The sequence below is a fragment of the Nocardia otitidiscaviarum genome (assembly GCF_007362295.1).
Taxonomy (GTDB): domain Bacteria; phylum Actinomycetota; class Actinomycetes; order Mycobacteriales; family Mycobacteriaceae; genus Nocardia; species Nocardia otitidiscaviarum.
Genome location: NZ_CP041695.1, coordinates 5,301,328 through 5,314,302 on the forward strand (window position 1 = coordinate 5,301,328; position 12,975 = coordinate 5,314,302).

Here is a 12,975-nt window from a genome sequence, read left to right on the forward strand (position 1 = left end):
CGAGGGCAACTCGTCGGGTACGCCCAGCATGGTTTCGGCACGCACCGCCGGCGCGTGTGCACGACTGGCGACGGCTGTCAACCGCGCGCTGAGAATTCGGGGAGGCGGGTAAGCTCGCCAACCGTGAGTCTTCCCGTACCCACCGCTGACAACCGTGCCGTCGTCACCGGAGCCTCGTCCGGTATCGGCACCGCCCTCGCCACCGAGCTCGCGTCGCGCGGCTACAACGTCATCCTCGTCGCCCGGCGCGAGGATCTGCTGAACCAGCTGGCGCAGCGGCTGACCGAGAAGTACGGCGTGATCGCCGAGGTGCGGGCGGTGGACCTGTCCGATCGGGAGCAGCGGGCTCCGCTGGCCAAGGAGCTCAGCGGCCGCGATATCGCGATCCTGTGCAACAACGCCGGGGTGGCCACCTTCGGGGCGCTGGCCGACCTGGATCTGGACTACGAGCGCGACATCATGGAACTCAATGCCGTCGCCGTGCACGATCTGTCCCTGGCGGTGCTGCCGGGCATGCTGGCGCGGCGCGCGGGCGGCATCCTGATCACCGGTTCGGCGGCGGGCAATATGCCCATTCCGAACAATGCCACCTACGCCGCGAGCAAGGCGTTCACCAACACCTTCTCCGAATCGCTGCGCGGTGAACTCAAGGACACCGGCGTGCACGTCACGCTGCTGGCCCCCGGCCCGGTGCGCACCGACAATCCGGATCAGGAGGATGTGGGCAACAAGATCCCGGACTTCGTCTGGGTCTCCGCCGCGCACGCCGCCAAGATCTCCATCGACGGCCTGGCCCGCAACCGGATGCGCATCGTCCCGGGCGTGCTCAGCAAGGGGATGAGCCTGGCAGGGCAGTTCGGCCCGCGTTCCATCACCTCGGTGGTCGCCGGCTCGGTGTACAAGAAGCTGGGCAGCTGACCGGCTGAGGATCAGGAATCTGTCAAGATCGACCGGGAGGCCGTCAAAGCAGCGTTACCGGATGCGCCGGTCCCCCGAAACCGGCGTAGTCCTGACATCGGCCCCGCATACCGAACGGCGGGGACGACAGCTGGAGACACCGTGACGCTGCTCGACATGTTCCCCTCCCTGGGATCGACGATGGTGCCGCGACTGGCCCCGTCGGTCTGGCCGACCGACACCCACTACGACACGGACGGCCGCATCACCGTCGGCGGGGTGGCCCTCTCCGATATCGCCGACCAGTACGGCACCGCCACCTACGTGCTCGCCGAGGACGAGGTGCGCGCCCGCTGCCGCGCCTACCGCAAATACTTCCCGGACGCGGAGGTCATCTACGCGGGCAAGGCGCTGCTCACCCGGGCGGTAGCGGAATGGGTTACCTCCGAAGGGCTTTCGCTGGACGTCTGCTCGGCCGGAGAGCTCGCCATAGCCCTGGCGGCCGGTGTCGATCCCAAGCGAATCATCCTGCACGGCAACGGGAAACCGTTTCACGAGATGCAGGCGGCGGTGCGCGCCGGTGTCGGTCGCATCGTGATCGACTCGCTCACCGAGATCCCGCTGCTGGCCGCGCTGGCCACCACACCGCAGCGGGTGCTGCTGCGTATCTCCCCCGATATCGACATCGACTCGCATCCGGCCGTGCGCACCGGCGTCGCCGATCAGAAGTTCGGCTTCCCGGTGGGCAGCGACCTGGCCGCCGAAGCGGTGGAACGCGTACTGCGGCAACCGAATCTGCGTCTGGTCGGCTTCCACTGCCACCTCGGATCGCAGATCCACGACACCTTCCCGTTCGGGGAGGCGGTACGCCGCCTGGTCTCCGCCATGGCACGGGTGCGCGACGACCACGACCACCTGCTCACCGAACTCGATCTGGGCGGCGGGCACGCGGTGGCCTACGGGTGCGGTGACGCCGAGATGAACCTGCCCGAACTCGCCGACATCGTCGAGGACGCCCTGGACGCCGCCTGCGCGCGCTACGGCTTCCCGCGCCCGACGATCGCCGTCGAACCCGGCCGCGCCATCGTGGCGCGGGCCGGGATCACGCTGTACCGGGTGCTGTCCATCAAGCGGATCGACGACGGCCACACCTACGTGACGGTGGACGGCGGCATGAGCGACAACCCGCGCGTGGCGCTGTACGGCGCGCGTTACGACGCCGTGGTCGCCAACCGGCACACCGTCGGCCCGGAGATGACCGCCACCGTCGCGGGCCGCTACTGCGAAGCGGGCGACATCCTCGCCGCCGACGTGCGTCTGCCCGCCGACCTGCGGCCGGGCGAGGTGCTGGCGATGCCGTGCACCGGCGCGTACCACCACAGCCTCGCCTCCACCTACAACGGCGTCGGCCGCCCACCGATCGTGGCGATCAGCGGCGGCCGCTGCCGCGAACTGCTGCGCCGCGAGACGGTCGACGATCTGCTGCGCCGCGACGTGGGCTAGCGGCCGTCAGGCGCGATCCGTGGGCCGGCAGGGTGCGGTCACCGCTTCCTGGTGCCGAAGATGCTGCGGCCGATCTCGCGTCCGGCCACGGTGGCGGCGGAGCGCAGGAAGTTCTTGAAGGCCGCGTTGTTGACGATCTTCTCGGCCATGGACTCCTCCACCGGCTCGGCCCGGCGGGAGCGGGAGCGTGTGGGCGCGGGTTCGTCCTCGGCCCGCTCCGCCGCGGCGGCGACCTTCTCGGCGAGGATCTCGTAGGCCGAATCCCGGTCGATGGTCTGGCCGTATTTGGCGTACAGGGTGCTCGACTGGGCACGGGAGCGGATGCCGTCGTCACCGATGGTGTCCATGAGTGAACGCGGCGGCTGCATACGGGCCCAGGCCACCGGGGTGGGCGCGCCCTTCTCCGACAGCACGGTGACCACCGCCTCGCCGATACCCAGTGAGGTGAGCGCCTTCTCGAGGTCGTAGGTGGCGGTCTTCGGGTAGGTGCGCACGGTCTTGGACAGCGCCTTCTGGTCCTCCGGGGTGAAGGCGCGCAGCGCGTGCTGGATGCGCGCGCCCAGCTGCGAGAGCACCGAGTTCGGGATGTCGGTGGGCAACTGGGTGCAGAAGAACACGCCGACGCCCTTGGAGCGGATGAGCTTCACCGTCTGCTCCACCTGGTCCAGGAACGCCTTGGACGCGTCGTTGAACAGCAGATGCGCCTCGTCGAAGATGAACACCAGCTTCGGCTTGTCCATATCGCCGATCTCCGGCAGCGTCTGGAACAGATCGGCCAGCACCCACATGAGGAAGGTCGAGAACAGCTGCGGCCGCGCGGCCTGCGAACCCAGTTCGAACAGCGTGATCACGCCCTGACCGCCCGCGGTGCGCAGCAGATCCGCCGGATCCAGTTCCGGTTCGCCGAAGAAGGTGTCACCGCCCTCGGCCTCCAGGTTCACCAGGGCGCGCAGGATCACGCCCGCCGTGGCGGCGGAGACGCCGCCGATACCCTTGAGATCCTCCTTGCCCTCCGGGCTGGTGAGGAACTGGATCACCGACCGCAGATCCTTCAGATCCAGCAGCGGGAAGCCGTTCTTGTCCGACCAGTGGAAGATCAGGCCCAGGGTGGATTCCTGGGTTTCGTTGAGTCCCAGCACCTTCGACAGCAGAATCGGCCCGAACGAGGTGATGGTGGCGCGAATGGGCACCCCGATGCCACCGGTGCCCAGCGAGACGAACTCGCACGGATACCCGGTCGGCTGCCAGTCCGGATCGCCGGTCTCCTCGGCACGCTTCAGGATCTTGTCATTGGACTGTCCCGGCTGCGCGAGCCCGGACAGGTCTCCCTTGATATCGGCGAGCACCACCGGCACCCCCGCCGCCGACAACTGCTCGGCGATGCCCTGGATGGTCTTGGTCTTACCGGTGCCGGTGGCCCCCGCGACCAATCCGTGCCGGTTCATGGTCTTCATCGGAATGCGCACGCGCGCGGTCGGATTGACCTCGCCGTCCACGATGACGGTGCCCAGCTCGAGAGCGAGCCCCTCGAAGGTGTAACCGGCCGCGATGGCCTCCGCCGGAGCCGCGGCGGTGGCGACCCCGGCAGCGTCCTCAGTCGACGCAGCGTTCTTCGTCGCCGCCTCCGATTTCGCCGCGTCCGCCTTTGCCGCGTCTGTTCTCGCCGCGTCCGCCTGTGCCGCCTCTGTTTTCGCCGCAGCCTTTGTCGCCGCCGCCTGCTCCGCGGCTTCCTGTTCGGCCGCTTCCCGCTCGGCGGCCTCGGCCGCGGCGGCCGCCTCCGCCGCGACGCGCGCCGCTTCCTCCGCGGCCTTGCGGGCCGCCGCTGCCTTTTCCTGCGGGGTGGTCATCGCGCCGTCCTCCGTTGATCTGCCACTGCCTGCTCTGCCGAACACACCGCCGAACAACAAACCGACCGCCTGATAACGCGCGGATCTGCCGCAAACAGTATCGCGCGGCCGGTCCTCCACCCCGCCCCGACGCGGCCGAGAGACCGGCACCCATGGCAGCGCGCAGCCGTCAGGCAACCGCGCCACGCCCGCGCGGCAATGCATCGCACGCCCGGCGCACCCGCACGGCATGGACCCACACCGTCGCGCCGGATCGGAACGGCCCGCATCGCGCGACGCCACGCTGAACACGCTGGGCCGACGCCATCCCGGTGCGCCCGGCGGACCGGGACCGAACGGCTACTGTGTCTCCGGTGAGCGACAAGTACCTGGTGTGGATCGACTGCGAGATGACGGGCCTACGGCTCGACAGCGACAAGCTGATCGAGGTGGCCGCGCTCGTGACCGACAGTGACCTCAATATCCTCGGCGACGGCGTGGACATCGTGATCCACGCCGATGATGCCGCGCTGGCCGCCATGCCGCCGGTGGTGACCGAGATGCACGCCCGCTCCGGGCTGACCGAGGAGGTCCGCCGCTCCACCGTCACCGTCGCCGAGGCCGAACAGCAGATCCTCGACTACATCAAGCAGTACGTGCCCACCCCGCGCACCGTGCCGCTGGCGGGCAACTCCATCGCCACCGACCGCGGTTTCATCGCCCGCGACATGCCCACCCTGGACGCGCATCTGCACTACCGCATGATCGATGTCAGCTCCATCAAGGAACTGGCCCGCCGCTGGTACCCCCGCATCTACTTCGGCCAGCCGGAGAAGGGCCTCACCCACCGCGCCCTGGCCGATATCCGCGAATCCATTCGCGAACTCGAGTACTACCGCCGCACCGCGTTCGTCCCCGCCCCCGGCCCCTCCACCGCGGAGATCGCCGCCGTGGCCGCCGACCTGACCGGCACCGAAACCCACCCCGGAAACACCCCCTCATCAGCCGATTAGGAACTGGACGCCGGTTCGCGCTACGATCTACCGCGCCGGAAGTTACCGGCGATGGTGACCGTAGTTCAGTTGGTAGAGCACCAGGTTGTGATCCTGGCTGTCGCGGGTTCGAGTCCCGTCGGTCACCCCGAGCGGAAGCCCGGTCCATCGCGGACCGGGCTTCTCGCATATCCGGCCCGAATGTGTTTCCGGCCGCAGTGCGCCATCGGGGTTTTCGCCCACCATGATCGTGGGAATCCCCAGGGGACGGGAAATCCATGAGGACGGATGCGAAAGATGTTCGGTAGGAATGCTGTTGCCACCACCGTCCTGGCAGTCGCGCCACTGTTCGGCGCCGCCGGGACCGCGGTATCCCCCGCGTCTCCCACCACGGCGGAACCGGAGTCTCCGGCCGAGGTCGACGTCAAGGGCATGCTGCGCGATCACCGCGGGCGCGTCGGCGAGCAGGCGCGCGTCTACGGTCTCGTGTACTCCGACGCGGCGGTATGGACGCTGGCCTTCGTGTCCGGCGCACCGGAGGAGTACTACACCATCAACGGATCCCGCGCACAGGTGGTCGGCACGGGCGGCGACGCCGTCCGACAGGGGGACGTCTTCACCGGCACCATCACCCTGACCGGCAAGGACAATCTCGGCGATCCGGTGGTCCGGCTCGACGACGTGACGATCATCGGGCACCGCTGGGAATGACCGCCCCCGGCGTCCGGGGTGCACCGGAAACGCTGTGCCACAATGCGGCATGACCATCAAGATCGACGCATTGGACTCCGCGCTGCTGGCGGAGCTGGCGTCCGACCCGCGTGCGCCGATTCTCGAACTGGCGCAGCGGCTGGGCATCGCGCGCAATACCGTGCAGGCGCGGATGAAGCGGCTGGAGGCCGCGGGCGTGGTGGTCGGCTACCCGCCCAGTATCGACCTGCAGGCCATCGGCTTCGCGGTACACGCCCTGCTGGGCATCGAGCTCGATCAGAACAAGATGGATGCGATCGTGGCGGCGCTGCGGGAGTTCCCGCACGTCCTCGAGGTGCACGCGACCACGGGACGGTCGGATCTGCTGGTGCGCATCGCGGCGGAGACCCAGCAGGATCTGCTGGAGATCATCCAGCGGGTGCATGCCATTCCCGGCGTGAAGCACACCGAGACCATGCTCGCGCTGGCGACGCCGATCCCCTACCGGGCCCTGCCGCTCGTGGAGTACCTGACCGGCCGGCAGTAATGTGACCGGCGACACCAGCACTCGAGCAAAATGACGCGCGACCCCGAGTGCCCTAGATCACTTTTGAGCAATCTGATCAACGTTTTGCCCGACTGTTGACATAGATCACACCTTCACGGCAGATTTCGCTGCACCGATCGCTAGTCCCTTCGTTCGCAGCTCACGATCTGGGTTGTGGAAAGTGTGGTGAAGAGTTCATGACCAGCGTTGCCTGCCCGTCCTCGCTACCGCAGGCCGAGCCGACCGCGCCGTACGACCTCGCCGACCGGTATCGCTCCGGGGCCGGACCGGTCCTGCTCACCGGTGTCCAGGCCATCGCCCGGCTGCTGGTCGAACAGCATGTGCGTGATATCCGCGCGGGCCGTCGGGTCGCGACCTTCGTCTCCGGCTATCAGGGCAGCCCGCTGGGCGGCGTGGACAAGATGCTGCTCGGCATGCCGAACGTGCTGGCCGAACACGACATCACCTTCGTGCCGGGCCTGAACGAGGAGCTCGCGGCCACCTCGGTGTGGGGCAGCCAGGCCGATCTGCCCGCGGGCACACCGACCCATGACGGCGTGGTCGGCGTCTGGTACGGCAAGGGGCCCGGTGTGGACCGCGCCACCGACGCGCTGCGGCACGCCAATATGTACGGCGTCAATCCGCGCGGCGGGGTGCTGCTGCTGGTCGGCGACGATCCGGCCTCGAAATCGTCCACGGTGCCCGCGGTGAGCGAACGCTCGCTGGCGGCCATGGGGATTCCGGTGCTGTTCCCGCGCAACGCGGAGGAGATCATCACGATGGGCATGCAGGGCGTGGCGCTCTCGCGCGCCTCGGGCTGCGTGGTGGCCATGAAGATCGTCGCCGATGTGGCGGACGGCGCGTGGACCGTCGATGCCTCGGTCGCGGACCGGCCGTTGACGGTGCCCGAGATCACCTGGGAGGGGCGGCCTTTCGTCTACCGCCAGCGGCCCATGGCGGCACCGACCGACAGTGTGCTGGCCGAGGCCGACCTGTACGGTCCGCGCTGGGAGCTGGTGCGCACCTTCGGCGCGGTCAACGACCTCGATGTCATCGAGGTGAACCCCACCGACGCCAAGATCGGAATCGCCGCCACCGGGACCACTTTCGACGCTGTGCGGCAGGCGCTGCTCGATCTCGGCGTCGACGACGCGGCCCTGCACCGCGCGGGTATCCGGCTGCTGCGCATCGGCATGCCCTATCCCCTCGGCGCGGCGCGGATCACCGAGTTCGCCCGCGGTCTCGACCAGCTCATCGTGGTCGAGGACAAGACCGCCTTCATCGAAACCCAGATCCGCGAAATCCTCTACGGCACAGCCGATGCCCCGCGTGTGCTCGGCAAGCAGGACGAGCGCGGGGCGCTGCTCATGCCCTTCGACGGCGAACTCACCCCGGGTCGCCTGCTCGGCCCACTGCGCCGGGTGCTGCGCGACCACGTGGAATTGAAGAAGGCCGCGCCGCCGCCGCTGTCGCTGGAGGTGCTGTCCGCCAAGCGCACCCCGTACTTCTGCTCCGGCTGCCCGCACAATCGCTCCACCGCCCTGCCCGAGGGCTCCATCGGCGGCGGCGGAATCGGCTGCCACACCCTGGTGACCATGTCCGGCCGCGACGACAGCGCGGTGACCGGGCTGACCCAGATGGGCGGCGAGGGCAGCCAGTGGATCGGGCAGGCCCCGTTCACCGATGTGCCGCACCTGTTCCAGAACATCGGCGACGGCACCTTCTTCCACTCCGGGCAGCTCGCCGTGCAGGCGTGTGTGGCCGCGGGCGTGAACATCACCTACAAGCTGCTGTGGAACGAAGTCGTCGCCATGACCGGCGCACAGGACGTCGAGGGCGGGCTCACCGTCGCGCAGCTCACCCACAAACTCGCCGTCGAGGGCGTCAAGCAGATCATCATCTGCGCCGACGAACCCAAGCGGCACAACCGGAAAGCCCTCGCCAAGGGCACCCTGCTGTGGCATCGCGACCGGCTCGACGAGGCCCAGCGGATGCTGCGCGAGATCAAGGGCGTCACCGTGCTGATCTACGACCAGCACTGCGCCGCCGACGCCCGCCGCCAGCGCAAACGCGGCAAGCTGCCCGTGCGCAACACCCGCGTGGTCATCAACGAGGCCGTGTGCGAGGGCTGCGGCGACTGCGGGGTCAAGTCGAACTGCCTGTCGGTGCAGCCGGTGGAGACCGAATTCGGCCGCAAGACCCGTATCGACCAGACCTCCTGCAATACCGACTACAGCTGCCTGGACGGCGACTGCCCGTCGTTCGTCACCGTCGAGCTGACGCCGGAGGACAAGCAGAACCGCACGCGGGACAAGCAACTCGAACCCCCGACGGTGCCCGATCCGGGGCTGGGCGCGCCGCGGCGCACCCAGAACGTGCTGATCGCCGGTATCGGCGGCACCGGGATCGTCACGGTCAACCAGGTGCTGGCCACCGCCGCGCTGCGCGCCGGATACCAGGTGGAAAGCCTCGACCAGATCGGCCTGAGCCAGAAGGCCGGACCGGTCATCTCCCATCTGCGGTTCTCCGCGACGGAATTGGAGCCGTCCAACCGGCTCACCCCGGGCAGCGCGGATTGCGTCGTGGCCATCGACCTGCTCACCGCCGCCGACCCCAAGAACCTCCAGTACGGCGATCCGGCGACCACCGTGGCGGTCGCCTCCACCAGCCAGACCCCCACCGGTGACATGGTGTACGACAAGTCGGTCGGCTACCCGGCCACCGACTCACTGCTGGAACGCCTGGCGTCGGTGTCGAATTCGCTGCGGCAGTTCGACCATCTGGCGGCGGCGCAGCAGCTGTTCGGCAATACCGCCGCGGCCAACTTCCTGATGGTCGGCGCGGCCTTCCAGACCGGCGGTCTGCGCCTGCCCGCCGCCGCCATCGAGGAGGCCATCGGCATCAACGGTGTCGCGGTGGCCGCCAATATCGCCGCCTTCCGGTGGGGACGGGTCGCGGTCGCCGATCCGGCCGCCTTCCAGGCCGCGGTCGAGCCCGCCCGGCAGCGCCGCGAGCGACCCGCCGTGCCCGCGAACCTGTTGGCCGACACCACCTTCGACGGTGAGGTGCGCCGACTGGTGGAACTGCGCGCCGCCGAACTGGTGAGCTACCAGAATGCCAAGGTGGCCCGGCGCTACGTGGAGACGGTGCAGTTCGTGTGGGATGCCGAGCGCACCGTCACCGAGCGCACCGACTTCAGCGCGGCCGTGGCGCGCGGACTGCACAAGTTCACCGCCTACAAGGACGAGTACGAGGTCGCCCGGCTACTGGTGGATCCGGACTTCCTCGCCGACGTCCGGGCGCAGGTGCCCGGCGGCGCGAACCTCACCTACAAGCTGCACCCGCCGGTGCTGCGCGCCCTCGGCCGCAAGAAGAAGATCGGTCTCGGCCCGAAATCGCATGTGGCGCTGAAGGTGCTCGCCAAGGGCAAGGCGCTGCGCGGCACCAGGCTGGACCCGTTCGGCTACGCCCACGTGCGCAAGGTGGAGCGGGAACTGCTGTCCCACTACACCGCCATGGTGCGCCGCCTCGCCGTCGAGCTCAGCACCGACACCTACGACACCGCCGCCGAGGCCGCCGCCCTGCCCGATGTGGTGCGCGGCTACGAGGACATCAAGCTCGGCAATGTCGAGCGCTACCGCTCCGCACTGCGCGAACTCGGCATCGAGTTCTGAACCGACTCCACCACCGTCACACCCGCACGTCATACCGCCGTGCCTGCCTACATCACATCCCTTGTGCCCGAATGCCATTCGTGACGCACGGGCACCCGCCGCGAACCCGCGGCACCCGACACCGCCACACCCCGGCGGTAACCACCGCCGCCGCACCCCGGCGGCAGCCAGAAAGGAACCATTGTGACCGCGATGCACACCGACGCAGGGGTTTTCGCCCGCTCGCACGAAGTGAGCGCCCGAAGCCACGAACAGGTCGTGTTCTGCGAGGACGACCGGACCGGACTGAAGGCGATCATCGCCATCCACTCGACCGCGCTCGGCCCCGCGCTCGGCGGCACCCGCTTCTACCCGTACGCCAGCGAGGCCGCCGCACTCGAGGACGTGCTGCGGCTGTCCTGGGGCATGACCTACAAGGCGGCCGCCGCGGGCGTGAATCTGGGCGGCGGCAAGGCCGTCATCATCGGTGATCCGGCCGTGCACAAGACCGAAGCGCTGCTGGCCGCCTACGCGCGGTTCGTGGAAACCCTCGGCGGCCGCTACATCACCGCCGGTGACGTCGGCACCAACACCGACGATCTCGACATCATCGGCAAGCACACCAGCCACGTGACCGGCCGCAGCAAGGCCGCGGGCGGTTCCGGTGACAGCGCCCGGCTGACCGCCCTGGGCGTCTTCCACTCCATGCGCGCCGGTGCCGAATCCGTCTGGGGCCAGCCCACTCTCGCGGGCCGCACGGTGGGGGTCGAAGGCGTCGGCAAGGTCGGCCGCGAACTCATCGCCCTGCTGCTCGAGGACGGTGCGGAGGTCTGCGTCACCGATGTGAACGAGGCCGCGCTGCAGCAGGTTTCGCAGGCGCACCCGGCGGTGCGGCTGCTGAGTTCGGTGGCCACCGCGCCCGTGGACGTGTACGCGCCCTGCGCGCTGGGCGGCACGCTCACCGCCGCGAGCGTGGCCGATATCGAGGCCAAGCTGGTCTGCGGCGCGGCCAACAATCAGCTGGCGACACCCGCGGTGGAGGACGCGCTCGGCGAGCGCGGCATCACCTGGGTGCCCGACTTCGTGGCCAACGCGGGCGGACTCATCCAGGTGGAGGGTGAACTGCGCCGGGCCGACGCGGCCGCCGTCGAAGCCGATGTGACCCGCATCTTCGACCGCTGCCGCGACATTCTCGCCGCGGCGCGGACCGAGGGCATCGGTTCCGGCGCCGCCGCCAACCGATTCGCCGAGCGGCGACTCGACGCCATCCCGCGCGCGATCTGACAGCGCCGCAGGGAGTTTCAGAGAGGAGACAACAGTGGCGATCGCGAGCGGATTACTCCGCACCAAATCCGTCGAACAGTCGATTCGGGATACCGATGATCCGGATGCCAAGCTACGCAAGGATCTGACGGCCCGCGACCTCACCATCTTCGGTGTGGCCGTGGTGATCGGCGCGGGCATCTTCACCCTCACCGCCCGCACCGCGGGACACGTCGCTGGTCCGTCGGTGTCGCTGGCCTTCGTATTCGCGGCCATCGCCTGCGGGCTCACGGCGCTGTGCTACGCCGAATTCGCCTCGACGGTGCCGGTGGCGGGCAGTGCGTACACCTACGCCTACGCCACCTTCGGTGAGATCATCGCCTGGATCATCGGCTGGGATCTGATCCTGGAGTTCGCGCTCGCGGTCTCGGTGGTGGCCAAGGGGTGGTCGCAGTATCTGGGCGCGGTGCTCGGCACCGACGCGCCGATCCTCACCATCGGATCGATCCACTTCGACTGGGGCGCGGTCGCGATCATCGCCGCCGTCGGCGTGCTGCTGGCCACCGGCACCAAACTGTCCTCGCGAGTGTCGGCCATCGCGGTGGCGATCAAGCTCGGGGTGATCGCGCTGGTCCTGGTGGTCGGCGCGACCTACTTCAAGGCGTCGAACCTGTCGCCCTACATTCCGCCCGCGCAGGAGTCGGAGAAGGCCGAGGGGCTGCGGCAGTCGCTGTTCGCGTTCCTGACCGGTTCCGGCGGCACCAGCTTCGGCTGGTTCGGACTGCTGTCGGCGGCCAGCCTGGTGTTCTTCGCCTTCGTCGGCTTCGACGTGGTCGCCACCACCGCCGAGGAGACCCGCAATCCGCAGCGCGATATGCCACGCGGCCTGTTCGGCTCGCTGGCCATTGTGACCGTGCTGTACGTGGCCGTCTCGCTGGTGCTCACCGGCATGGTGTCCTACACCCAGCTCCAGGGCGAGAACGCCACCCTGGCAACGGCTTTCGCCATCCACGGCGCGACGTGGGTGAAGAACATCATCGCCATCGGCGCACTGGCGGGCCTGTCCACCGTGGTCATGGTCATGTACCTGGGCCAGACCCGGGTGCTGTTCGCCATGGCGCGCGACGGGCTGCTCCCCCGCGGTCTGGCGCACACCGGCACGAAGGGCACGCCCGTGCGGCTGACCGTCATCGTCGGCGTGGTCTGCGCGCTGCTCGCGGGTTTCGTGGACTTCGGCACCCTCGAGGAAATGGTGAACATCGGGACGCTGGTCGCCTTCGTCATGGTTTCCATCGGCGTGCCCATCCTGCGCCGCACCCGACCGGACCTGCCGCGCGGCTTCCGCGTCCCGTTCGTCCCGGTCCTGCCCATCGTGGCTGCGCTGGCCTGCCTGTGGCTGATGGTCAACCTCTCCATCGAGACCTGGTTGCGCTTCGTGGTCTGGATGGTGCTGGGCATCATCATCTACTTCGCCTACAGCCGCCACCACTCGGTGCTGGGACGTAAGCGCGATCTCGACGACCCCGTCGTCACTCCGGTGCGGTAGCCACCCGCCGAACGCGGAAACCCCGGCCCGATCATGAGGGGGGCCGGGGTTTCTCGCC

Annotated in this window: 9 protein-coding genes and 1 tRNA gene; 9 read left to right on the plus strand and 1 reads right to left on the minus strand. The window is 68.9% G+C overall.

Features of this window, described 5'->3' with window-relative positions; all coding sequences use genetic code 11:
• Positions 1-123: 123 nt before the first annotated feature.
• Together cmrA and lysA are read left to right on the plus strand one after the other, a co-directional pair.
• Entirely contained in the window at positions 124-918 is a 795-nt protein-coding gene (gene cmrA / locus FOH10_RS23750) for a mycolate reductase (RefSeq protein ID WP_143982392.1), read from the plus strand.
• Between the two features lie 141 nt (positions 919-1,059).
• Complete coding sequence (gene lysA, locus FOH10_RS23755; RefSeq protein ID WP_143982393.1) at positions 1,060-2,400, plus strand: diaminopimelate decarboxylase; 1,341 nt, start codon at positions 1,060-1,062, stop codon at positions 2,398-2,400.
• 38 nt (positions 2,401-2,438) lie between these two features.
• Here lysA and FOH10_RS23760 read toward each other — a convergent pair whose 3' ends face one another.
• A complete protein-coding gene (locus FOH10_RS23760) occupies positions 2,439-4,247 on the minus strand; it encodes a helicase HerA-like domain-containing protein (RefSeq protein WP_143982394.1) in 1,809 nt (602 codons plus the stop codon).
• 353 nt (positions 4,248-4,600) lie between these two features.
• Here FOH10_RS23760 and orn point away from each other — a divergent pair, with 353 nt between their 5' ends.
• The 7 genes from orn to FOH10_RS23795 all read left to right on the plus strand — a co-directional run bounded on the left by orn (position 4,601) and on the right by FOH10_RS23795 (position 12,917).
• Positions 4,601-5,239 (plus strand): oligoribonuclease, encoded by a 639-nt coding sequence (gene orn, locus FOH10_RS23765; RefSeq protein ID WP_143982395.1) that lies wholly within the window; start codon positions 4,601-4,603, stop codon positions 5,237-5,239.
• 54 nt (positions 5,240-5,293) lie between these two features.
• Positions 5,294-5,366: transfer RNA gene (locus FOH10_RS23770), tRNA-His, on the plus strand.
• Positions 5,367-5,515: 149 nt separating this feature from the next.
• Positions 5,516-5,929, plus strand: coding sequence for a hypothetical protein (locus FOH10_RS23775; RefSeq protein WP_039810996.1), 414 nt, complete (start codon positions 5,516-5,518; stop codon positions 5,927-5,929).
• A gap of 49 nt (positions 5,930-5,978) precedes the next feature.
• Positions 5,979-6,455 carry an Lrp/AsnC family transcriptional regulator gene (locus tag FOH10_RS23780; protein WP_029926833.1) on the plus strand — a complete coding sequence of 159 codons (477 nt, stop codon included), beginning with the start codon at positions 5,979-5,981 and terminating at the stop codon, positions 6,453-6,455.
• Positions 6,456-6,652: 197 nt separating this feature from the next.
• Entirely contained in the window at positions 6,653-10,129 is a 3,477-nt protein-coding gene (locus FOH10_RS23785; RefSeq protein ID WP_143982396.1) for an indolepyruvate ferredoxin oxidoreductase family protein, read from the plus strand.
• A 192-nt stretch (positions 10,130-10,321) separates the two neighbouring features.
• A complete protein-coding gene (locus FOH10_RS23790; protein WP_143984287.1) occupies positions 10,322-11,392 on the plus strand; it encodes a Glu/Leu/Phe/Val dehydrogenase dimerization domain-containing protein in 1,071 nt (356 codons plus the stop codon).
• Between the two features lie 34 nt (positions 11,393-11,426).
• Entirely contained in the window at positions 11,427-12,917 is a 1,491-nt protein-coding gene (locus FOH10_RS23795) for an amino acid permease (protein ID WP_143982397.1), read from the plus strand.
• The last annotated feature ends 58 nt before the right edge of the window (positions 12,918-12,975 follow it).

Excerpts from the sequence above, each read along its gene's own strand:
- FOH10_RS23780 (WP_029926833.1), top strand. The coding sequence starts at position 5,979 with ATGACCATCAAGATCGACGCATTGGACTCCGCGCTGCTGGCGGAGCTG.
- FOH10_RS23775 (WP_039810996.1), top strand. The coding sequence starts at position 5,516 with ATGTTCGGTAGGAATGCTGTTGCCACCACCGTCCTGGCAGTCGCGCCA.
- FOH10_RS23790 (WP_143984287.1), top strand. The coding sequence starts at position 10,322 with ATGCACACCGACGCAGGGGTTTTCGCCCGCTCGCACGAAGTGAGCGCC.
- FOH10_RS23760 (WP_143982394.1), bottom strand. The coding sequence starts at position 4,247 with ATGACCACCCCGCAGGAAAAGGCAGCGGCGGCCCGCAAGGCCGCGGAG.
- FOH10_RS23785 (WP_143982396.1), top strand. The coding sequence starts at position 6,653 with ATGACCAGCGTTGCCTGCCCGTCCTCGCTACCGCAGGCCGAGCCGACC.